General features: G+C 69.6%; 33 protein-coding genes and 1 pseudogene. 6 read left to right on the top strand and 28 right to left on the bottom strand.

Features of this window, described 5'->3' with window-relative positions:
• Positions 1-103 precede the first annotated feature (103 nt).
• From AB0395_RS21920 to AB0395_RS21900, 5 genes are all read left to right on the top strand, one after another.
• Positions 104-769, top strand: coding sequence for a hypothetical protein (locus AB0395_RS21920; protein ID WP_366283143.1), 666 nt, complete (start codon positions 104-106; stop codon positions 767-769).
• A gap of 233 nt (positions 770-1,002) precedes the next feature.
• Positions 1,003-1,806, top strand: coding sequence for a hypothetical protein (locus AB0395_RS21915; protein WP_366283142.1), 804 nt, complete (start codon positions 1,003-1,005; stop codon positions 1,804-1,806).
• A 163-nt stretch (positions 1,807-1,969) separates the two neighbouring features.
• The gene (locus tag AB0395_RS21910) at positions 1,970-2,767 is read left to right on the top strand and encodes a hypothetical protein (protein ID WP_366283141.1); all 798 of its coding nucleotides are present in this window, start codon (positions 1,970-1,972) and stop codon (positions 2,765-2,767) included.
• A gap of 31 nt (positions 2,768-2,798) precedes the next feature.
• Positions 2,799-3,077 carry a hypothetical protein gene (locus AB0395_RS21905; protein ID WP_366283139.1) on the top strand — a complete coding sequence of 93 codons (279 nt, stop codon included), beginning with the start codon at positions 2,799-2,801 and terminating at the stop codon, positions 3,075-3,077.
• Positions 3,078-3,168: 91 nt separating this feature from the next.
• The gene (locus AB0395_RS21900; RefSeq protein ID WP_366283137.1) at positions 3,169-3,774 is read left to right on the top strand and encodes a DUF6245 family protein; all 606 of its coding nucleotides are present in this window, start codon (positions 3,169-3,171) and stop codon (positions 3,772-3,774) included.
• Positions 3,775-3,848: 74 nt separating this feature from the next.
• Here the strand turns inward: AB0395_RS21900 and AB0395_RS21895 are convergent, their stop codons facing one another.
• From AB0395_RS21895 to AB0395_RS21800, 20 genes and pseudogenes are all read right to left on the bottom strand, one after another.
• Positions 3,849-5,258: a hypothetical protein gene (locus AB0395_RS21895; protein ID WP_366283135.1), complete on the bottom strand. Its 1,410-nt coding sequence runs from the start codon at positions 5,256-5,258 to the stop codon at positions 3,849-3,851.
• A 20-nt stretch (positions 5,259-5,278) separates the two neighbouring features.
• A complete protein-coding gene (locus tag AB0395_RS21890) occupies positions 5,279-5,803 on the bottom strand; it encodes a hypothetical protein (protein ID WP_366283133.1) in 525 nt (174 codons plus the stop codon).
• A gap of 103 nt (positions 5,804-5,906) precedes the next feature.
• Positions 5,907-6,077: a hypothetical protein gene (locus AB0395_RS21885; protein ID WP_366283132.1), complete on the bottom strand. Its 171-nt coding sequence runs from the start codon at positions 6,075-6,077 to the stop codon at positions 5,907-5,909.
• A 5-nt stretch (positions 6,078-6,082) separates the two neighbouring features.
• Positions 6,083-6,319, bottom strand: coding sequence for a hypothetical protein (locus AB0395_RS21880; RefSeq protein ID WP_366283131.1), 237 nt, complete (start codon positions 6,317-6,319; stop codon positions 6,083-6,085).
• Between the two features lie 74 nt (positions 6,320-6,393).
• Complete coding sequence (locus tag AB0395_RS21875; RefSeq protein ID WP_366283129.1) at positions 6,394-6,780, bottom strand: hypothetical protein; 387 nt, start codon at positions 6,778-6,780, stop codon at positions 6,394-6,396.
• Between the two features lie 274 nt (positions 6,781-7,054).
• On the bottom strand, positions 7,055-7,714 hold the full coding sequence (locus AB0395_RS21870; RefSeq protein WP_366283128.1) for a DNA cytosine methyltransferase: 660 nt from the start codon (positions 7,712-7,714) through the stop codon (positions 7,055-7,057).
• A 156-nt stretch (positions 7,715-7,870) separates the two neighbouring features.
• On the bottom strand, positions 7,871-8,353 hold the full coding sequence (locus tag AB0395_RS21865; RefSeq protein ID WP_366283126.1) for a hypothetical protein: 483 nt from the start codon (positions 8,351-8,353) through the stop codon (positions 7,871-7,873).
• Between the two features lie 260 nt (positions 8,354-8,613).
• Positions 8,614-9,378 (bottom strand): sigma-70 family RNA polymerase sigma factor, encoded by a 765-nt coding sequence (locus AB0395_RS21860; protein WP_366283124.1) that lies wholly within the window; start codon positions 9,376-9,378, stop codon positions 8,614-8,616.
• A complete protein-coding gene (locus AB0395_RS21855) occupies positions 9,375-9,959 on the bottom strand; it encodes a hypothetical protein (RefSeq protein ID WP_366283122.1) in 585 nt (194 codons plus the stop codon). The genes AB0395_RS21860 and AB0395_RS21855 overlap by 4 nt, the downstream gene beginning before the upstream one ends.
• Complete coding sequence (locus tag AB0395_RS21850) at positions 9,952-10,380, bottom strand: hypothetical protein (RefSeq protein ID WP_366283120.1); 429 nt, start codon at positions 10,378-10,380, stop codon at positions 9,952-9,954. Before AB0395_RS21850 ends, AB0395_RS21855 begins: the two co-directional genes overlap by 8 nt.
• Positions 10,381-10,423: 43 nt before the next feature.
• Positions 10,424-10,732: a hypothetical protein gene (locus AB0395_RS21845; protein ID WP_366283118.1), complete on the bottom strand. Its 309-nt coding sequence runs from the start codon at positions 10,730-10,732 to the stop codon at positions 10,424-10,426.
• Positions 10,729-10,893: a hypothetical protein gene (locus AB0395_RS21840; RefSeq protein WP_366283117.1), complete on the bottom strand. Its 165-nt coding sequence runs from the start codon at positions 10,891-10,893 to the stop codon at positions 10,729-10,731. Before AB0395_RS21840 ends, AB0395_RS21845 begins: the two co-directional genes overlap by 4 nt.
• Positions 10,894-10,957: 64 nt before the next feature.
• On the bottom strand, positions 10,958-11,134 hold the full coding sequence (locus AB0395_RS21835) for a hypothetical protein (RefSeq protein WP_366283115.1): 177 nt from the start codon (positions 11,132-11,134) through the stop codon (positions 10,958-10,960).
• A 267-nt stretch (positions 11,135-11,401) separates the two neighbouring features.
• Positions 11,402-11,677: pseudogene (locus tag AB0395_RS21830) on the bottom strand (DNA cytosine methyltransferase); the annotation flags it as partial.
• Between the two features lie 121 nt (positions 11,678-11,798).
• On the bottom strand, positions 11,799-12,167 hold the full coding sequence (locus AB0395_RS21825; protein WP_366283114.1) for a DNA cytosine methyltransferase: 369 nt from the start codon (positions 12,165-12,167) through the stop codon (positions 11,799-11,801).
• A 109-nt stretch (positions 12,168-12,276) separates the two neighbouring features.
• A complete protein-coding gene (locus AB0395_RS21820) occupies positions 12,277-13,149 on the bottom strand; it encodes a hypothetical protein (RefSeq protein ID WP_366283112.1) in 873 nt (290 codons plus the stop codon).
• The gene (locus AB0395_RS21815) at positions 13,139-14,677 is read right to left on the bottom strand and encodes a helix-turn-helix domain-containing protein (RefSeq protein WP_366283111.1); all 1,539 of its coding nucleotides are present in this window, start codon (positions 14,675-14,677) and stop codon (positions 13,139-13,141) included. Before AB0395_RS21815 ends, AB0395_RS21820 begins: the two co-directional genes overlap by 11 nt.
• 471 nt (positions 14,678-15,148) lie before the next feature.
• Positions 15,149-15,589: a hypothetical protein gene (locus tag AB0395_RS21810; RefSeq protein ID WP_366283110.1), complete on the bottom strand. Its 441-nt coding sequence runs from the start codon at positions 15,587-15,589 to the stop codon at positions 15,149-15,151.
• On the bottom strand, positions 15,586-15,990 hold the full coding sequence (locus tag AB0395_RS21805; protein ID WP_366283108.1) for a hypothetical protein: 405 nt from the start codon (positions 15,988-15,990) through the stop codon (positions 15,586-15,588). The genes AB0395_RS21810 and AB0395_RS21805 overlap by 4 nt, the downstream gene beginning before the upstream one ends.
• 17 nt (positions 15,991-16,007) lie before the next feature.
• The gene (locus tag AB0395_RS21800) at positions 16,008-17,297 is read right to left on the bottom strand and encodes a hypothetical protein (RefSeq protein WP_366283106.1); all 1,290 of its coding nucleotides are present in this window, start codon (positions 17,295-17,297) and stop codon (positions 16,008-16,010) included.
• A gap of 447 nt (positions 17,298-17,744) precedes the next feature.
• Between AB0395_RS21800 and AB0395_RS21795 the strand changes: the two genes are divergently transcribed.
• Positions 17,745-18,110 carry a hypothetical protein gene (locus AB0395_RS21795; protein ID WP_366283105.1) on the top strand — a complete coding sequence of 122 codons (366 nt, stop codon included), beginning with the start codon at positions 17,745-17,747 and terminating at the stop codon, positions 18,108-18,110.
• On the opposite strand, the gene AB0395_RS21790 is transcribed toward AB0395_RS21795, so the two are convergent.
• From AB0395_RS21790 to AB0395_RS21755, 8 genes are all read right to left on the bottom strand, one after another.
• A complete protein-coding gene (locus AB0395_RS21790; RefSeq protein ID WP_366283103.1) occupies positions 18,107-19,405 on the bottom strand; it encodes a recombinase RecT in 1,299 nt (432 codons plus the stop codon). The genes AB0395_RS21795 and AB0395_RS21790 overlap by 4 nt on opposite strands.
• A gap of 403 nt (positions 19,406-19,808) precedes the next feature.
• On the bottom strand, positions 19,809-20,051 hold the full coding sequence (locus AB0395_RS21785) for a hypothetical protein (protein ID WP_366283101.1): 243 nt from the start codon (positions 20,049-20,051) through the stop codon (positions 19,809-19,811).
• Complete coding sequence (locus AB0395_RS21780) at positions 20,041-20,520, bottom strand: hypothetical protein (RefSeq protein WP_366283100.1); 480 nt, start codon at positions 20,518-20,520, stop codon at positions 20,041-20,043. Before AB0395_RS21780 ends, AB0395_RS21785 begins: the two co-directional genes overlap by 11 nt.
• A 1-nt stretch (position 20,521) precedes the next feature.
• Positions 20,522-20,956, bottom strand: coding sequence for a hypothetical protein (locus AB0395_RS21775; protein ID WP_366283098.1), 435 nt, complete (start codon positions 20,954-20,956; stop codon positions 20,522-20,524).
• Between the two features lie 68 nt (positions 20,957-21,024).
• The gene (locus AB0395_RS21770) at positions 21,025-21,531 is read right to left on the bottom strand and encodes a hypothetical protein (protein WP_366283097.1); all 507 of its coding nucleotides are present in this window, start codon (positions 21,529-21,531) and stop codon (positions 21,025-21,027) included.
• A 12-nt stretch (positions 21,532-21,543) separates the two neighbouring features.
• Positions 21,544-22,668 carry a hypothetical protein gene (locus tag AB0395_RS21765; protein WP_366283095.1) on the bottom strand — a complete coding sequence of 375 codons (1,125 nt, stop codon included), beginning with the start codon at positions 22,666-22,668 and terminating at the stop codon, positions 21,544-21,546.
• Between the two features lie 7 nt (positions 22,669-22,675).
• A complete protein-coding gene (locus AB0395_RS21760; RefSeq protein ID WP_366283093.1) occupies positions 22,676-23,872 on the bottom strand; it encodes a hypothetical protein in 1,197 nt (398 codons plus the stop codon).
• A gap of 14 nt (positions 23,873-23,886) precedes the next feature.
• Positions 23,887-24,759: a hypothetical protein gene (locus AB0395_RS21755; RefSeq protein WP_366283091.1), complete on the bottom strand. Its 873-nt coding sequence runs from the start codon at positions 24,757-24,759 to the stop codon at positions 23,887-23,889.

Raw genomic sequence — 24,759 nt, 5'->3', positions numbered from 1 at the left:
GCTCGATCAGTCGGTGACCGCCTCGTCACGATGACACGAACACAACATGTAGTGATCACTCCAAAAGAGAGAAAAGAACTGTAGTGTTCGCTACAATGCAGCTATGAATATTCTTCCCGTGACCCGCGTCGCCAGCGGCCAGCGCGCCCCGCACCAGCCGGCCCCCACGGACAGCCGCATCGTGGCCGACCATGGCCTGCACGTCACCGCTTCCCACGCCAGCAGCTACGAGCGGGAATGGATCACTCTCGTGAGTCTGTACCACGAGGGCCGCAAGGTTGCCCAGATCTGGGTGGACGGCAAGGAGGACAGCCCGGCCGCCGACGACGCCGTGGCCCTGCTCGACACCTGGCGTCAGGTGCTCGTCGGCCTGGATGAGCTGTACCACCAGGAGAACGCGATCAGCGCCGACGCCGCCGAGATCGAAGCCGATGCGGTGCTGAGCCCCGACAGCCTGCCCAGCCAGCGCGCCGACCTCCGCACCGCCCGCCTACAGCTCCGCACGCTGCGCGCGGTCACCGTAGAGCGCGCCCGACTCCTTGGCGACCGGGCCCCGCTGGTGACCGTGGAGATCCATACCTTTAACCCCCGCATGCCCGCCGGTGAGGCGCGAACCGACCTCGCGCGTCACGCCCTGATCAACTGGCGAGAGCACCAGGACGATCGGGACGCTGTGGTGAACGAGGCCCTGGCCGCCGGGCTGTCGAAGTCCGACGTGCACCGGTGGAGTGGGATCGCCCGCACGAGCAAGCCGTTGCGCGCTGGCTGACTTCTCGCACGTCTTCCGGCGAGGACAGTCTTGTTACTCGCCGGTACCGCTATTGGCTGCACCGCCGTTCCCCGACGTCGGAGTAGGGGTCTGAGGAACATCGGAACCGGATCGTGCGCTAAGCCATGTCCGCGTAGGTCATCGCTGTGTGTCCTTCCTGCGGCTGTGATGGCGGCGGAGAATATGGACTAGTCCCTGTAGCGCCTGACCTGCGGCGATAGGCGGTGAGAGCAGTGGTGCGGCTGGCCTGGTCATTGGTGGTGGACAAGGCGCGGGCGATCGTGGAGGGTTACGCCGAGCCCGTGACGCTGCGACAGGTCTTCTACCGCCTGGTCGCCGCTGGCGTGATCCCCAACAACATCTCGTCCTACAAGAGGCTTTCGGCCCTCACCGCCGCCGCCCGCCGGAAGGGCACCTTCCCGGACCTGGCCGACCACGGCCGCCACATCGCCAGGCCGCTGTCCTTCGCCGACGTCACCGACGCCCGGGGATGGCTGAGGCGGGTCTATCGGCGGGACCGCACCGCCGGGCAACCGGCGGCGATCTATCTCGGCGTTGAAAAGGACGCATTGGTCGCCCAGCTTGCTGCCTGGTACGACGACCTCGGTCTTCCAGTGATCGCGCTGCGAGGTTACGGCTCGCAGACCATCGCCGACTTGGTGCGCCGCGATGCTCAGCGTGTCGGACGTCCCGCGATCTTGCTGTATGCGGGCGATTTCGACAGTTCGGGTGAGGACATCGAGCGTGACTTCGTGGCCCGCACCGGCTGCTGGATGCACACCGAGCGTGTCGCCCTGATCGCCGATCAGGTCGCCGAGTTCGAACTGCCCCCGCAGCCCGGCAAGGCCACCGACTCGCGTGCCGCAGCCTTCACCGCCGTGCATGGGTGCCTGGTGCAGGTTGAGGTCGATGCTCTCGTGCCCGATGACCTCCACCACCTCTTCGACCTGGCCCTGGCGCGCTGGTGGGACCCTAACGCCTACGAGGCGGTCTTGGAAGCCGAGCAACGCGACCTTGGCCAGCTCGACGAGCGGTGATGGCCTGGAACCACGCGGACATGGCTTAGCGCACGATCCGGTTCCGATGTTCCTCAGACCCCGAGTACTACGGGGACCCCTAGGTGGCCGTACTTTCATGGCGGGGGTGACCGGAAGTGTCTAACTGCTTGACATGTCCACTGGTTTGACAGACTCTTGAGGCGTGAGCACCCCGCGCGAGACCGCACTGGCCCGGCTGCGCCACTGGGCGACCCCCGGCAGGCGCGCCCAGCTGATCGCCGCCGCCTGGACGGCCGGGGAAACCCGCATCGCCGTCCTCGCCGAGGCCGGCAACGTCTCCCGTCAGACCGTCTACACCGACCTCGCCGAGCACGGCATCGCCCCGGCCGCCGACCGGCCGAAAGAGGAGGACCTCATGCCACAGACGATCACCGTCAACGGCTACACCGGAACCGAGGAACTCACCCTCAACCCCGGCGAGTCCTGGCACAGCCGCTATGACGACGCCCACCCCGGCAACACCATCACCGACCAGGGGGAAAAGGCCAAAGCCACCTACCGGTGGCTGCTGGAGCAGACCGACAGCATCATGGCCGCCCGCTGGTACAACACCCTGGCCCCCCTCGCCGCAAGCGCTGGTCAGGCCCGGCAGGACGCCCAGCGGGCCCTGCACCGGGTTGAGACCACCTGGGCGGCACTGCGCAACGCCTCGCGCTGGCAGGCGGCCCTGCACGTCTACGTCGAGGCGGTGCACAGCGCCCGCGAGGCGATCACGACCTGGCAGCAGGCCGCGCAGGCGTTCGCCGACCACCCCATCTACAAGGACCGGGCCATCCAGAGCGCCTACGAGCAGCTGGTGCCCTCCGGGCCGGTCCTGCAGCCCGATACTGAAGCCGCCGCCGCGGCGCTCGCCGAGCTGGAGGACACACACCGCCGCCGTCAGGCGATCACCCGCGAGACCCTTGGCATGGCGCCCACTGGCGGCGCAGCCGAGGAGTAAGTCCTGCCGTTTTCCTTGCCCCAGGAGACTCGTGTCCGACATCGACCCGCTGGCCTACGCCACCCAGTTCCAGTTCCCGGCCGCCGACAACACCGTCATTACCGTCTCGGCGATGGCCACCCCCGGAAAGTGGATGATCATGCGTGAGACGCCCACGCCGCCCTCCATGCCGCTTCAGGTCCTCACCTGCGACGGAGTGTGGATCTCGGCGAGCGACCTCAACCCCACCGACCCGCACGACGTGGCCCTGGTGGGGTTCGATCGCGATCAGGCCATCAGCACCGCCTACCAGCACGCCAGCCGCGTCTGACGTTGCGTCCCCTCCGACAGGCTCGGCCGTCCCCGGCCGGGCCTGTCGATTGTCCGGCGCAGCGCCCGAGGCCGTCGATAAGGTGCCGAACATGCCTGATTCCCCCGAGGACCTTCCGCAGCGGCCGACCGTGGCCAGCATCTCCGCGGCTCTGGCCGCCCTGGGCGCCTACGCCACCAACCCGACCGAGGAAGACCTTGCCCGCCAGGCCGCAGGGGTGGGCGGCGAGGGCGTGCTGGCGTGTGTTCTGGCCAACGCCCTGTACGGCGCGGCGATCTCCACCGGGCTTCTGGCCGAGGGCTACATGCTCGCCGACGGCGGCACCGATGCGCAGCTGACCACCGCCCGCGAGCAGGTGCTCAAGGCCGCGGGTGCGACCGGGCCGGGGGTGATGGGGGTGATGCACTGGCAGGCGGTGCAGATCGCCGGGCCGCTGCGCGGCTGGAGCCGCGGCGCCTCCCTGGGCCCCCTGGGCGATGCGGCGGCCGATGCGGCGTGGGCGCTGATGCTGCTGCTGGCCGCCTCCACCGTGACCCGGCCGGACGACCCACGTTTTTCCACCCTGGGGGAGCGGGTCACCGAGGCCATGGACCTGCTCGGCAGCGCCCGCGCGCACCTGCAGGGCATCATCGATGACGCGGCCGACGTGGTGGCCGCGGCCCGTAAGGCATCGGCCGGACCTGCGGATCTCAACTAGCCGTAGACTGCCCTCGTTCTCTGACGAACGGCCATGAAGGGCCCGCACACCAGCGTGTGCGGGCCCTCGTCGTTTCAGGTCGATGCGTCGTCGGCGCCGGGGTAGGTCTCGGCCCGCCACCGTTGGTAGGAGGCCCGCAGTTTGCTGCGCCAGGAACCGTGGCGCACGGCCAGCGAACGCATCCAGGCCATGGCCTCCTCCTCGCGTGGGTCGATGCCGTCACGGGCGAACTGCAGGGCGCTCCACGCCATCCGATCGGCCATGCCGATCAACGGATGGTGGGGGGAGCGCTTGTTTTTCCCCTGGGGACCGGTGACCTGCTCGATGTGCACCCGGTGGGTGGCCAACGATCGGCGCAGGTTGAGCAGGCTGCCCTGGTGCAGGGCGCCGCGGGAGATCAGGGGCAGGGCGCGAACCTCGGTCAGCTGGGCGCCGATGGAGGCCGCGCTGGCGCTGTCGACGAGGAGATGGATGCTCCCGGACGACCGGTAGGTGGCCAGCGCCTGGCTCATCGCCGCCAATTCAGCGGAGACGGCGTTGGTGCGGTCAGCGGTGTACCAGCCGAACCAGGCGCGGCCGTCGCCGCGCACAGCCGCCCAGGCGCCGATACCGCGGTTCTCCCCGGCTCCGCGGTTGTCGATGGAGGCGTCGGTGGCGATGACGTGGGCGTCGCCGTCCAAGCCCTCCAGATGGAGGCTGTAGGGGCCGAGGCTGTCGTGGAGGGGGTACCAGGCGGTGGCGTCGCTGCGGCGGTCGTAGCCGATCCCAGCGCGGCCATCGGTGGCGGTGATGCCCAGGGCGTACCCGGGGTTGCCGGAGGAGTTCCAGGCGCGGCGTAGGCTGCCGTGGTCGTTGTAGAGGCGCATGGGCTCAGAGGCCATCCACCGCTGTACGGCCGGGGCGTCCACGGCGATGTCGTTGAGGGCCAGTTGGACCGCGGTCCAGGCCAGCCGGTCGGCCATACCACGTGCCTGCCGCAGGATTGGGCCGGCCGAGCGCGCCGCGGCGTTGTCGACCGTCTCGATGGGGATGGGGCGCCGCCACAGTTCGTAGGCCAGATTCCGCAGCGACAACGCGTGCAGGGGCACCTTGCGGATCGCCCATACTCCGCCGTCGTGGGCCAGGCGGTCGGCAACGGCGGCGGCGGCCTGCGACTGAGTGACCAGGGTGATGGTGTGGCGCGGTGGGGTGAACTCCAGGATGCGCCGCATGGCCTCCAGCACCGCGGCAACGGTGTCGGTCCGCTCGGCGCGATACCAGCCGTACAGGGCGCGGCCGTCCCCGCGCGCGACCGCCCACACGGCCAGGCGGCCGTTCCCGGCGATCGGGACGAACGTCTTGATCACCGCGATGTCCGGGTCGCCGGGCAGGTGCGACCAGCGCATTCGGTAGGGGCCCGCGAACTCCAGGATCGGCACCAGGTCATCGGGGTTGGCGGTCACCGGGACCGGAAGGCCGTCGGGAGGAGTGGGGTGGGTAGCCATGAGACCTCTTATTGTCGTGATTACGCCGCCCACCGGGGGCCAGCGGCGGGATTCAGGTAGGTCGGGACGGTGGGGTGCAGCAGCACCACGCGGCCGGAGTGCAGCGTCAGCGGCGCCTGGGCCGGGTCCAGTTCCTCCTCCACCAGCAGGCCGCGTTCCTCGGCCCAGGCCCGGCAGCTCTCGATCTGGCCGTGGCACCCGGTCACCCCGGACCCGCAGATGAGCAGCAGGTTGGCCAGGGAGTGGATGACGGGGGAGGAGGTGCCGCCCATTCCGCGGGGCTGACGGTGGTGAATGGAGCACCGGCTGCGCGGCAGGGACGACAGCAGGCCGCGGCGGGCCATGCAGGCGCTGGTGCGGGCCTCGCACAGGCCTCCGGAGCGGGTCAGCAGGAGCGTGGTGATCCAGTCCCATTCGGCGCGGTCGAGGTGGGGGCGGGGGAAGGGCGCCAGGTCAAGCCAGCGGATGCCGCAGGCGCAGACGTAGTCGTCGGTGATGTCGCCCAAGGTGACCAGCCCGCAGCGCGGGCAGAAGCTTTTGGCCATGACGGTCTCCTGATACGCGAACGGTCCCGGTGCTCTCCCGGGACCGTGCACGATGAAGGGGGGTAAGGTCGCCCGCTACCCAGCGAGCAGGGTTCCGGGGTGGTCACCCGGCCACGATGTCGAGCGCCGCGGTGCGCAACGGGTGCTCTCCCAGGCGATTGCCGGCGGTGTCCTCGGCGACGTAGTGCTCAGCGGCGGCGTCCCACCAGATCGAGCCGCGTTCCTCGCCGCCTGCACGAACGAAGATCCTCGCGCCTTGCGCTGTCAGTTCCATCACCGTCACCACCCCAGCTGGACGTTGACGATGACCTCGGCGGCCTGGGCGTCGTGGGCGTGGCCGTTGGCGTGGGCCCATTCGGCGACGTCCATCGGGAAGCGCGGGTCGTGGTAGCCGATGACGACGTGCTCGCCGTCCTGGCGGACGGTGTGGGTGGTGTCGCCGGGCCGGGTGGCCTCGGCGACCACCGCGGCTGCGGCGGGGGCGCTGATGCAGTGCAGGCGGGTTTCACGGGTCATGGTTCCTCCTGGTTGTGGCAGGCCCGGGGCGCTCTCCCCGGGGTGCGCATGAGGTCGGTGGCCTGGGGCGACGCCTAGGTCCCGGGTGGTGGTTGCGTTTCGGCGGCGTCAGCCAGAGGTGTCTGCGCAACGCCATTCAACGCAAATCTATTGTACGTTAACTTAGTGAATATGGAAGGGTAAGGGGCCGCCGTCGCGCGCTCGACCAGCTTCTTCAGCGCGTGCGCCGCCTGCTGGGGGACGACGCCGTTGCCCAGGGCGTGCAGGCGGGCGTTTCGGAGCCCGGCGGCCGTCATGCCGGGTGGCGGCGGCACGTCGGTGACGTGGCCGAGAGGCAGGCCCATCATCCACTCGACGATGTGGGGAGCGAGTCGTCCTCGATCGTCGGTCGGGCAGGGCGCGGCGCGGCCGAGCCGGTGTTCCCACCGGGTGACGGCAGCGGTGTAAATGCCCCAGTCCACGCGAGGTTGCTCGGCTTGCAGGTCCTCACTGCAGGTCCGTGACGGGATCCGGTGGGCGGCGGGAAGCCTCCCCACGGCCGAAGGCAGCATCAGGTCCCCCGACGAGCCCCGCTGGTTCGGGCCGCCCTTCGTACCGTCTGTCGCGCGCGGGGTCGGGAACAGCTCGGAGACGACGGTCCTCAGGTCCGCCCCTCCCTTCCCGTGCCGGCCCGCCCCGTTCGTGTCAGAGGTCCGCGGAGTCGGCATGAGGGCCTGCACCGTCTCCGGCAGGCCATCACCGCTGCGGGTTCTGCCCTTCCCGTCGCGGGCTCGGGGTGTCGGCAGGCCAGGCGAGGAGGAACCATCGGGCGCGCTGGTGCGGGGCGCCGACGTCGGATGCTCGGACACACGTCCATTCCGCATCGAGCCCGAGGGCGGCAAGCGAACCGAGGACGACGTCAAGGCCGGGCCGTCGGTTGACGATGGCCCGTACGTTCTCCAGCACGACGAAACGAGGTCGTAGCGTATGGAGAACTTGGGCGATGGTGAGCCATAGGCCACTGCGAGTCCCCTCCTTGATCCCGGCCCCGAGACCGGCCCAGCTGATGTCGGTGCAGGGAAACCCTGCGGTGATGATGTCGACGGGTTCCACGGCGGCCCAGTCGACCTTGGTGAGGTCGCCGAGGTTCGGGATGTCGGGCCAGTGGTGGGCGAGGACGTGGGCGGCGTACTGGTGGCGGTTTTCGCGGCCGTGCTTGTCGGGGGGCTCGTACTGGCAAACCCACACGGTGGAGGCGCCGAAGACCTCCTCGACGGCCATGTCCAGGCCGCCGTAGCCGGTGCACAGCGAACCGATTCGCAGGTCAGGCATCTCGCGTTCGGCCTCCCCGGGGCTGCGCCAGGCGGTGCCTGTGGCGCTCCTGGCGGGCCCGGCGGAGGGGATCACCTCGCTCATGCCGACCACCATGCCTACGGCTAATGGCTAACGTCGCGCCCTTTGTCCGATGTCGTGTCCATGCACGACAAAGGCGCCGGATCACGCGCATCCGGCGCCTTTCATGTCGTTCGCACCAGTGCGAACTATGACGGCAGTCTTGTTCCCGATGGGAACCTATGCGGCGGTCTGGGCAGGGGTGTCGAGAGGAGTCTCACGCCGCGGCACTCCCTTGGGCCTGCACTTCGGGTTGTCGATGTCGTCCCAGGCCGCCGCGGGTGCCCATCCTTGACGCGCCGCATACGCACGGGTCCGGGTCACCGACGCCCGCTCGTAGCGCAGCTCCGACGGTGGCTGCCGGTTCCACATGACGCGGAAGAGGTTGCGCACCGCGCGGGCGGTCGATACGCGGACTACGTCCGCCAGGAGGATCTTCCGGATGGTGTTCCGGTCCATCTCCAACCGGGAGGCAAGAACCTGTGCGGACCATCCGGCGACCATGAGCGCTTGCAGGCGACGTCGAGTTCCGGTCGCGTCGATCCTCGCCCAATCGGGCAGATTGTCCAGGGTGGGGTGCACAGCGAGGATCTTCTTGGCGACGCGGGCCCGGATCCTGACCCGGCCCTTTTTCGCTGCCGCCTCGACCGTGCTGGGGGCCACGCCGGCAAGTTGTGCGATGGTTTTCCTGCCGAGCCCTGCGGCGCGGAGCGACAAGATGTGGCGTCGGACCGGCCGGGGATCGGCCCACACCCGCCACGCCCCGATGGCCTTCAGCAGTTCCCGCCGCTTGGCGTATCGGTTCGATCCTGCCCGGCACTTGGTGCAGCGGCATTTCCCGGTATAGCAGGAGTACTCGCCGTGAATCTCGCGGCGCTTGAGGGGGCGCCCCGGGGCTGTTCGATAACGGATCACCGGCGCCGTCATGCTGCTGCCTGCTGTTGTGCCGCCTCAGCGAGCAGTGCCTGCTTGGAGCCGAAGTAGTAGCGGATCAGTCCTTCCGCGCATCCCGCGGCCTTCGCAATGTCACCACCGGTGATCTTTCTTGCGTCCCGTTCGGTGAGCAGCGTGCGGGCACCGGCCAGCAGGGCGGCGCGACGTTCGCCGCGTACCATCTTGGCCCGGTCCGGGTCGCGCAGATCAGCCAGCGCGGCCCGGATGAGGTGGCGGACCGATTGGGAATCGCGCCCCATGATCGTCGCGATGGTCTGGTGCTGCTGACCTTCGAGGTAGTACAGCTCGACGGCCTCCCTGTAGTGAGGCCGGAGCCGTTCCAGGGCGGTTCGTACCCGCTCGGGCAACCCGGGCCCAGCATCGCGGGTGAACAGGGCTTCATGGATCTGCTGCGCCACCTCGTCGACCGAGCGCAGCCAGGCCTCGCGGTGGCGCCAGTACCGCTTCCGGTACTGGAACAGGACGTTGCTGGCGGGGATGTTGTAGAGCCATTGCCGGAAGGCGTTGCCGTCGCTGTAGTCGTCCTCGCGGAACTCCGGGAGGAGAGCCAGGGTTTCGGTGAAGACCTCTTGAACAAGGTCGTTTTGCTCATCCCGGGAGATGCCCGGGCACCGGTTGTAGAGGTATCCAGCGATGGGTGCGGCGTAGCGGGCGTATAGCGTGGCGAATGCGTTGGGATTACCCGCCAGGTACTCCTTGACCAGGGTTTCGTCGCTGGTGTGGGTGGCAGTCACCGGCGCACCGCCAGTTCCGGCCAGGCCACCTTGGCGAGCGCGTCGCGGTGGGTGGCGGGGACCTCGACGATGGGGTAGCCGAGGGCGTCCATGGTCATCGCGTACAGCACGACGGCGTCGGCGACGTCGTTGCCGTCGATCTCGAACAGGTCGCCGTAACGCCGGACTGCGGCGGCCAGCACCTTGTCCTTGCCAGCGTTACCGGCACCGGTGGCGTACTTGGCGCGGGCGGTGGGGGAGACCTCCACGACCGGCAGGCCCAGGAATCTCATCCGGTCGACGACGAGCCACCACACCCCCGAGCGGTCGTGGGTGGAGCCGCCGGGGGTGTTGTAGGCGGGCTGCTCGACGGTGACGAGGTCGGCCTGCTCGACGCCGAGGTGCGCATCGGCCATGACCAGGTCCTGGGCGGCGTTGGCGATCTGGCGGATACGGACCCACCGGTCAGACAGGCAGTCGCCGCGGCGGCCCTTGCTGGTGATGCGTCGCACCCAACCGGGCCCGGCGACCCCGGTGGAGGTGAGGCTGAGGTCGAAGGCGACGACGCGGGGCGGGGCGATCGGGGGTGTGTGGTCAGGCACGGCGGCCTCCGCCGATCGCGCGGGCGACCGCGAGGGCGCGGGTGAATTCGGCGAGGAGTTCGCCGCGGTGGTCCAGGACGCCGGTGTCGTAGGCGGCGTCGGGGCCGAGGCGGACCTCGGTGGCGCCGCAGACTGCGGCCCCGTCGGCGTGTTCGGCCAGCAGCGCGGCGAGCGGCTCGCAGGCGGCCAGCAGGTCGACCAGGAGGCGGGCCAGGAAGGGGTCGCCGATCGCGATGGTCGAGCAGTCGTAGCAGGTGGCCTCGGGGTGGAGGTGGGAGCCGCGGCAGAAAGCCAGGGTGTCGGCCTCTCCGCTGTCGCTGCGCACGAGGCGAGCCCGGGCGGTGAAGCGGTAGGTCATCGGGGCTCGCAGCGCGGCGGCGGCCGAGTGCAGGGTGTTGGACAGGATCGTGTCGTTGGTCATGGAACCCCTCGATCGGGAAACGGTCACTTGATTGTACGTCTACTTAGGAATTGGCCGCAGCGCCGAGCCTTTTGCGTACCTGGTACTCCAGGAACAGGAGGGTGCCGGGGTTTCCGTCGAGCCGAGCGGACTCGACGGAGAATCGCATGGGGATCCACTGGTCGCCGACCCGGACTTCACGGCGTGCGGGCTGGCCGGCGTCGAGGATGACCCACAGATAGCCGTCGTCGTCGATGTCGACGACCGTGGCGGGGCAGCCGACGAGCTGGCCGAAGTTGATGTTGGCGTCGGTGATGATGACGTGGTCGCTGACCCGGATTTCATCGTCGGTGGGACGTGGGGGCGTGGTCATCGGCCAGTCGCCTTCTCGGCGGCGCGCTGTTCGGCGCCGAGGAGGATGGTGGAGTGCCGGGCGGCTCGCACGCGGCGGTCGGGGTGCTGGGCGGTCATGGTGAGGAGCTGGTCGACCCAGCTGGTCTCGGGGTGCGGCTCGGGGGCTGACGGTGTGGTCATGCCAGGGCCTCCAGGACGGTGCGAGGGACTCGGGCCATCGGTAATGACACTCTTGACTGTACATCTACTTAGGAGAGTTGGCGAGTATCTCGGCTCTCCCGGCAAGCAAGGTCAGGGCGTAGACGGCCTGCTGGGGAACGACGCCGTTGCCCAAGGCCTTCAAGTGGGCATTGCGGAGCGCGCCGGCCGTCATGCCGGGCGGCGGGACGTCGGTGACGTGGCCCGCCGGAAGACCCATCATCCACTCGATGAAGACGGTAGACAGACGTCCTCGATCATCAACTGGCCCAGGGGCGGGGCGGCCGAGGATGTGCTCCCATCGGGCGATGGCAGGGGCGTAGACGCCCCATCGTGCGGGGTCGGCAGCAGGTGCTCCACCTCGTCCGCCAGCGTCGGGCCGTGCCCGCCCGCTCGACGTTTGTCCGGGTGCTGAGACCCGCCATTCACCGCGAGTTGCGCCGTTGGCGTCTTCAGCAGCGGGATCCGCTGCGGGCCACGCAAGGCAGAACCATCGATCCCGCCGATGGGGGGCGCCGACGTCAGACGCCCGGACACACGTCCACTCCGCATCGAGCCCGAGGGCGGCAAGGTCAGCGAGGACGACGTCAAGGCCGGGCCGTCGACTAACGATGGCCCGCACGTTCTCCAGGACGAGGAGGCGGGGTCGTAGTGTACGGACGGCTCGGACGATGGTGAGCCATAGGCCACTGCGGGTCCCCTCCTTGATCCCGGCGCCGCGGCCGGCGTAGCTGAGGTCGACGCAGGGGAATCCGGCGGTGAGGATGCCGAAAGATCGTTACGCGTAGCTGGCCGGGGGGTAGGGCTATGTCGGGGAGGACACCTCGACCAACGACGGCCCACACGTTTCCCAGGATGATGAGACTGGGTCGTAGTGTACGGACAGCTCAGGCGGTAGTAAGCCACCGACCACTACGAGTCCCCATCCCGGCGCCGCGGCCGGCGTAGCTGAGGTCGACGCAGGGGAATCCGGCGGTGAGGATGCCGACGGGCTCGACCCGCTCCCAGTCGACGGCGGTGATGTCGCCGTGGTTGGGAACGTCGGGCCAGCGGTGGGCCAGGACGTGGGCGGCGTACTGGTGGCGGTCCTCGCGGCCCTTGTTGTCGGGCGGCTCGTACTGGCAGTGCCAGGCCATCTCGCCGCCGAACACCTGCTCAACGGCCATGTCCAGGCCGCCGTAGCCGGTGCAGACCGATCCGATGACCGGGGCGGAACGGCCGCCGGGGGCCGGGTGATTCTGGTGAGTGCTACGCATGGTGCCGATGATGCACAGCGGCACCTGTTAGCGTCGCTTCCTCCGCTCGGCGCCCGGAATCAGGCGGTGGCGGGCCGCAGCATGTCGCGGCGGCCCGCTGTCCTGGTACTTAGCCCACGGCCGTGGCGGGGCGACCGCCCCAGGTCTTGGGCAGCACGTACGGCCGCCGATCGATCCCTTTGACGTACACCCCGGCGGCCTGTTGCGCCAGCCGCGAGATGATGCGCGGGCCGTACATCGCCCCCAGCTGCTCGGGGTCGTAGTTGCTGGTCACGATCAGGAACCGGTCGGTGCCGAGGCGGTTGGACAGCAGGCTGCCGATCTCCTTGCAGACGAACTCCGTCACCGGCTTGTTGACGTCCCGCCCGGCACCGAAGTCGTCCAGCAGCACCGCATCGGCCTGCTCGACGGCCTCACGCACCTTGTAGGGCAGCAGGTCACTGCCGCCGGGCTGTAGCGCGGCCAGGTAGCGCGTCTCATCCACCGCGCACACCCGCAGGCCCCGCTCGGCCAGGACACGCAACGCGGCGAAGGCCGTGTGGGTCTTGCCGCGGCCCACGTCGCCACCCAGGACCAGGGTGCGGGCGGTGGGGGCGGCCAGCCAGGCTCGCACCTCCCGCACCCCCTGCTCGTCGTCCAGGGAGTCCATGGTGGCGTCGCGGTAGTCGCCGTTGGGCCATTCGGTGACCATTCGCCGCCAGACGTCCATGTTGATCCGGCGCCGCAGCGCCATGATCTCGTCGTGGGCGCTCGGCACCGGAGCCTCGACGGTCTCCAACGGCGCCACCTCGCCGTGCATGATCCTCGCGGTGCGCTCGTAGATCTCCGCCAGCCGCACCGCGAACTCATCCCGGGCGCCCGGCGCGGCGGGGCGGCGAAAGGCCCGCCCGTCGATGATCGTTCCGACCAGGGGCGGGAGGATCACCTCCGACGGATCCCGGTGTACCGGCAGGTATTCCCGCTCCTGCTGCTCAGGCGACATCACGGCCCCCCGCCAGGGCACCCCACTGCCGCATGAACCGTGCCTCGTGGTTCTCGCCCTCATCCGGAGGCCCGGCCTCCGGCACCGCGTCCGGCACGGCCGCCGGAGCGGCCGAGACGTCGTCGGCCGCCAGGGAGGGCGCGGGAACCGTAGGCGCGTCCGCCCCCCCCTGGGGGGGCCCCTGCTGCCCCCAAGCCTCCAAGGCGGCACCCGCGCTGCCGTCGGCCCACCGCTCGCCGGTGTAGGGCGTCCGGGAATGGCCGGACCCGGGGTTCTCACCCAGCAGAGCGCGCTGGAACTGGTCGCGGAAGGGCACCGGCCGCTCGCACGCATCGAGCGCTTCTTGCACCCGGCGAGCCGCCTTGACCAGCGGTTCTATCTCCATTGACGCGGCGATACCGCCACGCACCAGGCGCTCCAGATCGGTACGCGACTGGCCCAGGATCGGGCCGCGACGCGACCACCGCCCCCACCACCACTCGGTGATCTTCATCACCGCAGCCTCGGCGGCGGCATCAGCCAGCGGCTCGGCGTCCGGCCGTTGCGTGCGGCGCCGGGCGGCGTCTTTGAGGTCTTTTCGCGCCCAGTTGCGCCAGGTGTCGTCCCAGCCGCGCGGGGTCCGGGTGGTGGTCTCCTTGATGCCGCACCAGTACCGCCGGAAGTCCAGCACGGTCGCGTCGATCATCGCGTCGTCGGCCATCCCCAGCTCGCGCGTCTGGGCCCGCAGTTCCTCGTCCGGCGTCCAGTCGAGGGGCAGGCGAATCCGCCGCTCCCGGGTCTTCTTCGAGGCGGAGTCCTCGGCGACGCCGGGCAGGCCGTCCTGCGCCGGACCGCCTGCGGCTCCGGCATCGACATCGACATCGACATCGGCGGGTCGGTCCTTGACGTCGTCGCCGGGCTCGGCTACTCGCATGTGTGTGCGCGCAGGCGCGGCACTATCCCCACGTAGTGGGGATAGTGCTTCTTGTGGTTCACCTGACGCTTCGGGGGCAACCGTTGCACCCCGCTCGGGAAATGGTTGCACCCCGTTGGCGGGGTGCAATGGCTGCACCCCGCTCGCCGTGGGGCCCTGACCTGCGGTTTCGCCGTTTTCGTCGGCGGGGTGCAATGGCTGCACCCCGCCGTGCTGCTGTTCGTAGCGCTGCCGGACCCCGGGGTAGAGGCGCTCCAGATCCTCCAGGTCCTGCTCGGTCAGGTCCTGGCGAATGAGGTGCATGGCCAGGTTCCAGCCCTGGGTGCGCTTGTCGGCACGCCGAATGTAGGCGGCGACGATGGCCGGGTCGCAGGGCGAGATGATCCCGTCGGCCTCCAGGCGGTCCAGCGCGGTCTGAACGGTGCGCTCCGACAGGCGGGTGTAGCGCATCAGGGTTCGGACGCCGGGGAAGGCGTTGCGGCCGTAGGGGTCGGCGTGGTTGGCCAGGCCGGTCAGGACAGAGGCGCAGGCGCTATTGGGGGAGTTCTTGCGAGCGCTTCGGTCGATGGGAACGGGGGCCAGATTCAGGGCCCACCCGATCGCTTCGATGCTCATGCCGGCACCGCCGTCCGCCGCATGGTGCGGGTACTAAGCGACCCCATGCACCGGTAGGGACCGACGGTGCGCGACCGACCAATTACGGAGGAGGGAGAAAATCCGGCGTTCGAGGAAAGATTGGCGCGATTCGCAGCCCGATTTCCCGTGTTGCCGTTTGCCGTGCAGACGTGGCCAGGTACGCTGGTACCCAGCATCGTCGGATCACTCATCTGAGTCTCCTAACCCATGAGTTCCGGTGATGCGGTGCCTCGATAGGGTCGCCACCCTTCGAAGCTCCGGCGGCGGCAGTTCGCTCCCACTGGGTGCCACCCCAGTGCGAACGTGTCGCCGCCGCTGTGTTTATGGACTTGTGGTGGCGCTCCGTCGCCGGTGCGCTCGGGCTACCGTACCGCGATTTTGGGACGCGCGGGGCGTGACACACCACATCAGTTGGAGCAAAACCCCTGGCAGACAAGGGGTTTTGGGCCTTCATGCCCCCTCCTCGGCGCCCCGGCGGGGCGGAGCGGTGAGCATCTCCTCCGCCTCGTTGATCTTGTTGATGCGCTCCTCCTGACCCGGCGCCAGACGAGCGCGGGCCTTGATCGCGGCGACCGCCACCAGGTGCGGACTGTGCCGGAGTCGCCGCCATCCGTCGCCGTCGGCGAAGCGGGGAAAGGCAGAGGCGTGGGCGAGCAGGCGGGCGGCGTCATCGAGGTCCTGATCGGTCGGCGGGGCGGTGGGGATGCGCAGGTATCCGGCGGTGGTCAGGACGGCGTCACGGGCGGCCAGGGCCGCGTCCACGCGCTCTTCCAGGTCGATGCCCAAGGTGGCGCTGTCGGTGAAGGAGGTCATGAAGGCCTCCCGGCTGGCCTCCTGTACCGGATCGGGGGCCTGATCGTCTTGGCCGGTCTGGGGCAGGGGAGTGCTCACGCCGGAACCTCCTGATCATCGGGGTCGAGTACGGCCAGGCGGTCGGCGGTGATGTCCCAGCCGACCGCCAGGGTGTCGTGGCCGTCGGGGGTGCTCACGCGACCGTAGGTCAGGCGGGTGAGCACACGGCGCAGGGCGTCCACGGCCTCCGTTTTGGTGGAGGCGGTGCCGATGGGGGAGGAGATGTCGTAGCCGGGATCGTCGGGGTCCAATGCGAGCGGGTGGCCGCCGTCGAGTTCGAGGTCACCGACGCCGGTTAGATAGGCCGCCCATATCGCCGTCTTGGCGTCCAGGCCGTCGCCAGTGATCGGCATGATGCGGGCGACGATGAGGTGGCAGTGCCCGGCCAGGGTGTCGCATACGGTGCGGGCGAGCGCCTGTTCCTGCGGTGAGATGACCACGGTGGTGCCTTTCTCGGTTATGCGGCGGCCTTGTTCAGGGGGTGGGGATCGACGACGTGCTTGACCTCGATCCAGGTCTCCTTGCGCTTGGGCATGACGATGGAGGCCACCCAGTCGGCGAAGTCACCGCGGATGGACGGCTCCCAGGCGAGATACTCTCGGCGGACCTGTTCGACGGTCTCCCAGTAGCGCTTGTAGTCGTTGACCTCACGCGTCTTTTCAATGATCTTGTAGTCGCCGAAGCGGCCGACCTTCTCCCCGCGCAGGGCGCCCTTGAGCATGGCGATGGCGGCCTTGTACTCGGTCTTGGCCTCGGTCTCGCTGTCCTTCCAGGTGCGCGCGATCTCGGCGGCCCAGGCCACGAGTTCGGGGTCGGCCTGCTCGCCGAAGGTGGTGTAGAACTCCGGGGAAACCCCATGCTCGGCGGCGGAGGCGACGTTCCAGCACGACTCGTAGAACTCACACCACTGGGTGCAGAACGGGTCGGTGGAGCCGCGGCCGTCGCGCGGCAGATCCATGCCGACGTCGAGGGCGACGTTGAGGGCGATCAGCTCGCCCCGGGCGGCCTCGGCCGCGGCGTTGTCGTAGGGCTGCTCGAACACCTTCTCGGCGCCGGTGGCGCGGTTGATGCAGGTCAGGCGCAGCGTCTCCACCGGCTTGCCGGCGGCGAGCAGGCCGTAGCCGTAGATGCCGACCTGTTTCCACTGGTGGGCGTCCGGGCCGTGCTCGGCCAGGCGTTCCCAGCCGCGCACGCCCTTGGTCTTGATGTCGTCGACCAGCCCCAGGACAGGGTCGTAGCGGTCGATGCGGCCGGGCCGGTCCAGGCCGGGGACCTTCACCGGTATCTCGATCTGCTGCCAGCGGTACAGGGCGCCCCGGGCGGTGGCGGCCACCTCGTGGGTGATGTTGCCCATCAGGGCCGCGGAGGAGTCGACCGGCTTGGCCAGGTGCGGGTGCAGCTCCCGGTACCAGATGCGTTTGCGGCAGTTGCCGACGTCGGAGGGACCGACGCCCCAGCCGCCCTTGTCGGGCGTGGGCCGGGGGTAGGTGGCCTCATGCCAGGCGGCGATGTCGGCCATGAGGCTGGAGTGGGAGGCGGCCATCGCCTCCACCGCCAGCAGGTAGGCCATATCGGCGCGCCAGGCCCGGCAACCGCATCCGGCCAGGCAACGGCCGGAGAAGACTTTGCCGCTGTGGCGATGGCGGCCATGGCCGCAACAGCACGGATCCTCGCGCGGGCCGATCGGCAGGCCGCGGACGGCGATGCGGCGCGCGGCGGCCACGATGGCGGCCGAGGGGGCGCTCACCGGCGCTCCGAGGTGGCGTGCAGCATGGTCTACTCCTGACGGGTGGGCACCCCGGCCGGGTCACTCGCCTGGCCGGTGGCGATGATGGACGTCATGGTGGCGGACGGTATCCGCTGTCGCGAACTACAGTCGCCCCCTCCACCATAGAACGGGTACTTAGCGTTTGGGAAGCGTCGCGACCTCCTGTCCCGGGTGCATCACAAGCGTGACTGATCGATCCCTTTGCCCCCTAGAGGCGACCCGCCCCTTGACGATCCGATGGCGCGCCGATGGGCGAGCGGGTTACCGTTCTTTGGCTGGCCTGCACCTGCCTGCCACGGCCACTTCAACCCGCCCTCCCGGTTCCGCTTTCTCGCATGTCGCTCGGATTTCGTTGATCGCGCGCCGTCCACACTGCGCAGGACGGCGTCGCCTCACCGTCACCTAGCCAACGACTGGTGGTAGCCCATGGAGCACGATTTGGCGGCATCCCATGTGATCGCCGCTCAGGAGCTGAGGACACATCTCGGGCGCTGCGCGGCCCGAGCCGCCTCACGCAACCCCGATCTTGAGGTGTTGTTCACCGACCTGGACCTGACAACGGCGATGTCGCGTCGGCTGCGGGTCTTGACGATTTTGCGCGCCCGGATCTGCTCAGGCGCCACCTGGGAACAGATCGCCAACCATCTGCGCATCGCGCCGAGCACCGCGTGCGCCCTGTACGACGAGGCCGAGCAGCGCTGGCGGCGGGGGGACCGCGCCCCGTGGATCTCCCCCGACGGCGACCGCCACCCGGTGGCGGGCCCGATCGACCTGCCGCCCTCGACCGGTTAGCTCACGGCCGGGCCGGCAGTGCGTTCCTCGCACGGAGCGGCCCGGCCGAACAGCACCTCCACGGGGGCGGCGGCGTGTGGCGCGGCGGCGTAGGCAGCTGCCTCGGTGTGGCGGCCCTGCTGGCGCAGCGTGGCTGCCACCGAGGCCCGCAGCGGCCCCAGCACGTTCAGGATGTAGGCCGCAGGAAGGTCGTCCAGGGTGGCCTCGGGCTGGCCGTAGCGGCGCACGATCGGCACCGACACATCCCGGTCGATGATCGCGGAGATGGCGTGAATCTCCTCCAGCAGCCAGGCGTGAATCTGCTCCGGCGTGGGCGCGGAGGCGTGAACGTTCACGTCCCGCAGGGTGTGAATGACCAGGTGGCGGGGCGGGATGTTCACGCGTGCGGGTGCACGCCCGGTGGGTTCGTCGTGCACGCCCGCTGCGGGGTTGACCAGCATGTTCACGGGCCGCGGGGCGGGTTTCACGCCCTCGTTCGCCTGCACGCGCTGTGCGTGCGCCAGGGCCGCGGTGTGCGTGGCGGCCACCTGCAGAGCACGTTCTTCACGCAGTCGCACGTCCTCGGCGTGCAACTCCTCGTCGATGAACACGTTCCCGCACTGGGCTGGGAAGGCCAGGCGCAGCAGGTTGGCCCGGGAGCACTTCTTGATCATGTGGATGCCGCCGTCGCGCGCCCAGTGCTCCTCCAGCTCCACCATCGGGATCCCGTTGTCGCCGATGACCTTGCGCCGGTCCTCGCCCTGCCCCTCGTACATCAGCCGGTAGGGGGCGTAGCTCTGCCAGGCGATCTCGGCGGTCATGCTCCGCTCGACGCCCTTGTGGTCGTAGTAGTGGATGGTGGTGCGGGCCGCGGCAGGGTGGGTGCCGGGCCAGATCCAGGTACTCACCCACACCCGTTCACGCTTTCCGGTGACGGGGTTGAGGTGCCACCATGCCGGGGCGTCGTCGTCGGAGGTGAACTCGGTTTCGCCGAAGCGGATGAACCGGCCGGTGCGCTGGGCCAGCTCGGTCAGGCCGTGGATGCCGGTCTGGATGACGTAACGGGCGTGCTCGCCCTCGCCCCGCTTGTACAGGTGGATCTTGCGGGCCCAGGGCGACAGCTGCAACTCGACGCACAGCTGGAGGAAGACGTTGATATGCGGCCAGGAGTCGGGCTCGGTGCGCGGGTCGAAGTTGGTGATCGCGCGAAAGGCCTGGGCCTGAAGGGGAGTGAGCTTGGTCTGGCCGGGCTGGATAGTCAGCGGGCCGACGAGGTCGGCGGCCGGGGGAGTGGGGTCCTTGATCAGCACGGTCATCGCATCGCCTCCCGGTGGACGGCTGCTCCGCTCACGCAACCACCACCATTGTTCATCTACTTAGCGTGGTGCCAAGGTACCCCGCCGACATTGCTCATCCAAGGGGTGAGCGGGCGATGGGGTGAGGTCACTCCTAACCGGGGGATGACCAGCCGCCCGGAATCCTCTGGCTGCACGTGAGACCGGAGTCAGCGCGCGGGGAGCGAATCCGCGTGAGAGGCAGACGCCTCATTCCTCCGGCCGCTCGGTCTTCAGGATGGTTGGCTCCGATACCGGAACTGGCCGGATCCCCCCAGGAGGCCTTGGGGACCCGGCACCACCTCGAAAACCTGTGACGCGCGGCGAGGGAGTGACCTCACGCCCCCATCGTAGAGGGGGCGGCCCCCGGCCGGACAGGGGGTGATCATGAGCCGTCCGGTGGCGGAACGTACGGCTTGACCTTCAGCGCCTCGGCGTCGGTGCGCCAGGTGTGGCGGGCGGCGAACCCGCCCGCGAAACTCAGCAGGGCGGGCAGCCCCACCGCGACCAGCAGGCCGATCTCCGGCGGCACATCCCCCCGGAAGACGTACTCGCTCAGCGCCCACACGATCGCCCCGGCTAGAGCCGAACCGACCGTGGCCGACTTCACCTTCTGCTCAACAGGCATTTCCCTCACCGGCTTCTCCCTTCACGGAATCGATGGCGGGGGTGGTGGAGTCGGGGCCGTGCGTCGCCTCGGGGATCAGGCCGTGGGCGATGAGCTGGCGGCGCAGCGTGGCCACCAACCGCTCCAGGGTCGCGACGTTGGTGCGCAGCCCCCAGACCTCGACGCGCATCGTGTTGGAGGCGTCCTGTTCGCGCGACAGCTGCTCGTTGACCCGGTCAAACTGCGACTGCAGGCGGTCCAACTGCTTTTCCAACTGGGACAACGCATCCTCGTAGATGACGCGGGCGCGCTCGAACGCCTCGGAGTCGACCTTGGTGCGCTCCATCGCCGCCTGCCGCTCGGCGGCGGCCTGCGCGGTCTCCTGGCTCCGCCGGTTGGCGTCGGTGGAGGAACGGTAGGCAAGGTAGGCGACGCCGAGGGGGACGGCGCCGATGGCGGCCTGGATGAACAGCTCCTGGATGTTGACCACGTCACTCCTCCCGCACCGGCCCCGCCGGGGCAGGGGGGGCCTCGGGCCAGGTGGCGATCAGGTTCAACCAGCCGCCGAAGGCCAGCCAGATCAGGCCGCCGACCCAGCCGCGAGGGTTGAGGCCGTTGACCACCCCGAGGAGGTAGGCGATGCCATACAGCCACCACATCGCCGTCGCCGTGGCGAAGGCGATGCGGTCCTGACGGCGAAAGGCCTGAAACCAGCACAGCAGCGCCGAGACCATCCAGGCCGATGCCCACACCGGCAGCGGCGCGAGCGCGGCCAGCGCGGTGTAGGCGGCCATTTGCCCCGGCGGCAGCACGGTCAGGCTGGCGGCCAGCACAAGGCCAAGCATGCCGACGAACAACAACGAGACGCCGCGGCGCCCCAGCAGCCGCCAGGCCTGGCGTGCCGCGCCCGCCACCCTCCCCGTCATGCCCCCCACAGTCGGTCGCCCCCATCCCTTACGTCGCGTCCTCGACGCATCGGGGCCGCCGCCCGGGGTCACCGCTGCCAGGCGCCCAGCAGGCGCACAGTGGTCGCATCCGCCCCCGACAGCCGCCGGGCCTGAACGTAGACGCGGTGCGCCTCGCCCATCGGCCAGGCGTCGGTCAGCTCCAGCCGCAGCCGGATGTCCCGCTCGCTCCCGCCGGCCGCAGTGTCCACCACATCCCCGGTCAGCCCCAGGCCGGGCACGGCGAGCTGGGCCTGCATCACACTGGCGGCGCCGGTGCCCATCGCCACGTCGGCGTACAGGTTGTGGCCCGAACGGTAGATCATCGCCACGAGGACGCTGACCATGACCGCGGCCGTGCACGGCTCCCCGCGCGAGGGGTCGGCCGGGGCGAAGGTGAGGCTTTCGCGGCGGACCCGGGTGGCCTGGCGGCTGACCTCGGCCCGGATCCCGGTGATGGTGCGCACCGCGTCCGGTGCGGTGGCCACCACGCGCGAGCCGACGTGACGCGAGGGCTGCGGCGTGACCGGCAGTATCCGCCGCTCCGAACCAGCCATGATGATCACTCCTTACAGGGCCGAAAGGAAGTCCGAACAGGTGAACGTGAGGCGTTCGGCGCCGTCCACGCCGGGCGCGACCGCGCACGCGGTGATGCGCAGGTAGCCCACGAACCCCGGGGCGCCTGTCGCCGGGTCCGGCGGGAAGCGCCAGTCGCTCAACCGGACCAGGACGTCGTCGCCCATGGTGAAGTCGCCGATGTTGATGCCCGCGCCGGCCACGAGCGTGAACTGGGCGACGGTGCGCGGCCCGGACCGGAACTCGGCCAGGGCATCGGAGTGCTCCTGCAGGGTGGAGACGTTGACGATGCCGTCATAGGTCTCGCCGTACTCCATGACCGGATACCCGGCGGCGACCAGGTCCGGTCGGTCGGTGTGCGCGGTCAGCTGCACCCCCTCCTCGGTTTCGGAGGAGGCCCACGTGCGGGTGCTCATCGGCACCCCCGCGTCGTCCCAGGTGTAGCTGTCGACGTTGCCGCCGCTGCCGGAGAACCGATCGAACTCGAACACCAGGCCGCTACTGGAACCGCTCCGGCCCAGCCGCGGGTAGCCGAACACCAGCGACTCCAGCGGGACGGCGCCGTTCCAGGCGACCTGAGAGGCGAACTCAAACCCGTCGATCACCTCACTCAACTGGGTCAGCGCGGTCAGCGCGGCCGACTGGTCGAAGGCGAAGTAGCCGCGGTCGCGCAGCCGACCCGACAGCTGGCTGGGGTCGGTGCTGATCCACATGTCACCGCCGGGCTCGGCCTGCAGGGTGGCGAGGAAGGCCCGGGCAATGGCCAGCTGGTCGACGCCGTCGAAGCGCAAGGTCGGCAGGTTCCGGCGGGCGAAGTAGCCCAGGCTTTCCTCGGCGTTGACCGTCAGGACGCCCTCGTCGCTGCTGTAGGAGGGCTTTTGGTGGATCCAGCCACCCCACACCAAGCCGCCGTCACGCTCCACAAAGATCTTGGTGCGGTAGGGGTGAGTGGCCTCCAGCACTCGCGCGGCGGGCAACTCGTCGGCAAACAACGGGATTTTGCCGGTGACGGTACCGATGCCGCGCAGCTCCCAGTTGTAGGTGACATCGTCCATCGGCAGCGCGTCGATCAGCCGCCGGGTCGCGAAGTCGAAGAACAGATACCTGTAGGTGGCCACCGGTACCTCACGCCATCTGCCGCAGGACCAGCAGCGACCCGGCATACACGCTGGTGGCCAGCGCGCTGGAGACATTGGGCGCCCACCGGACGGCGAACGTGCCGCCGGTACCCTGCGTCTGCAGGTAGCCGGTGATGGGGGCAACCAGCCAGTTGGCGGTGCCGACGCCCCGGCCGCCGCCGGTGGGGACGTTGGCCAGGGTCTGCGCCGAGCGGGAGATGGTGTCCACGCCCGTGGTGGCGCTGGTGGTCAGCAGCTCCGACACCCACCGCATGGAGGCGCCGGCCGGGCCGGTGAAGCCGATCTGGATGTCCACGCCCGCGTCTGCGGCGTAGATGATGAAGGCGTTGATCCACCACAGGCCGACGGCGGGCACGGTGGTGGTCAGGTGCGGGTCGTCGGTCAACGTGACGGTGTTGGTGCGGGAGGTGTCGGCGGCCTTTTGGATGTAGGTCGTCGGCTGGTAGCCCGCTGCCAGGAAGGACGACTGGGGGATGTAGCCGTTGCTGGACAGGTAGATGGCCACGCCGGATGAGGTGAGGTACCCCTCATCGCTCCAGGAGTGCCAAGTGGAGCCGTTGTGCCAGACCGGCTTGTTGGTGTCGGTCTGGTAGGCCGCCATCCCCTCGTACGGGGTGGCGGGCATCGCCGTCGACAGGGCCGGGATGGTGCCGCCCAAGGAGGTGGTGTAGATCCGCAAGTCAGTGATGGCGGCGTTGGTGATGGTGGAGACCGCGGCGCCGACCTGCACCTGCGCCAGCGCGATGGCGCCCGACGGGGTGGCCGGGAGGGTGGGGGAGGCGGCCGGGGTGCCGGTGACGACCTCCAGGGTGGAGGTGTTGGAGGCGCCCGACACCTCCGCGTCGTAGATCCGGGCGATGACCAGGTCCTTGCGGGCCAGGGTGGCGTGCGCCGCGGTGACTGCCACGTCCACCGAGGCGTCGTTGTGCACGATGTAGGCGCCGCCGGTCGCCGACTGGGCCTGAATGTAGGCCGTCCCCGCGGCGATGGTGACGAACATCGCCGGCGTACTCCTCTGCGTGACCTGCAGGCCGGTGTTGGACGGGGTCGGCCGCACCCCGCCGCGCACGGCCAAGGCGCCCACCCCGTGGGAGGGCACCAGCAGGGAGGCCTGCGCCAGGCGGTCCAGGCGGGCGGCGTAACTGCCCGCCTGCAGGTAGGCGGGCGGATTGATCAGGGCCATGCGGGCATCCCCCTCTAGCTCCAGGCGGAGGTGGCGGTAACGGTCATGAGCGGGTCAGGGGGAGGAGAGAGGGCCACGCCGCGAAAGGCCAATTCGTTCATGCCGGAGACCAACATGAACCACGCGCTGCCAGCGGAGATGGTGTAGGCACGGTTGCCGGATCCGTTGAGAATCGCGGTCTGGGCCAGCAGGTCGACCACGAGGATGTCGTCGGCCGACAGCGTCAGGTCGAAGGTCAAATTCCGGCCGGTCTGCACGTGCTCGACGCGTGGGGTCTGCACTGGCCCGACGAAGGTGATGACGGCGGGGGTCTCGTCGAAGTCGCCGAGATTGTCGAAGAACACGCTGCCGGTGCCGCCCTCGACGGCGCCGCCGTAGAGCATGGGCCAGGTGCGCGGGTAGGTGCGGCCGGTGGTCGCGGCCGAGGGCAGGGCGGTGGAGGTGGTGTTGGGCTCGGGGGCGTACCTGCGCGGGTCGGGGGCGGTGATGGTCAGCCCCCAGGAGAAGATCTCCGCGCTCTGGTCCCGCACGTCGATCTTGTCTGACAGGCGTACCGTGGCCACCCGCGTCATGTGGGCCTCGTCGACCTGCAACTGCGCGGGGACGCGGGGGCTGATCGAGGCCCGCAGGCGGTCCTTGGCCGCCAGCATGCTCAGCCGGTCGGGCGCCTTGGCCCGCCCGGTCAGGTTGATCACCCGGGAGGAGAAGAATCCGGGGCCGGACCAGGCTCCGTCTCCGGCGGTCTTCTCCTGCAGGGTTGCCTTGACCGGCGGGGTGGAGGACCAGCCGTCCTCGTCCTCGACGATCCACTCCACCCCGAAGTCATCCAGCACGTTGCCCTGCCAGGTGCCCAAGGTGTAGACCGGCGACTCGATCGCAGTTGACAC

Origin of the sequence: Streptosporangium sp. NPDC051023 (assembly GCF_040689595.1) — a bacterium.
GTDB lineage: Bacteria > Actinomycetota > Actinomycetes > Streptosporangiales > Streptosporangiaceae > Streptosporangium.
The sequence above is the reverse complement of the archived record's forward strand: the minus strand, read 5'-3'. Positions and strand labels throughout refer to the sequence as shown.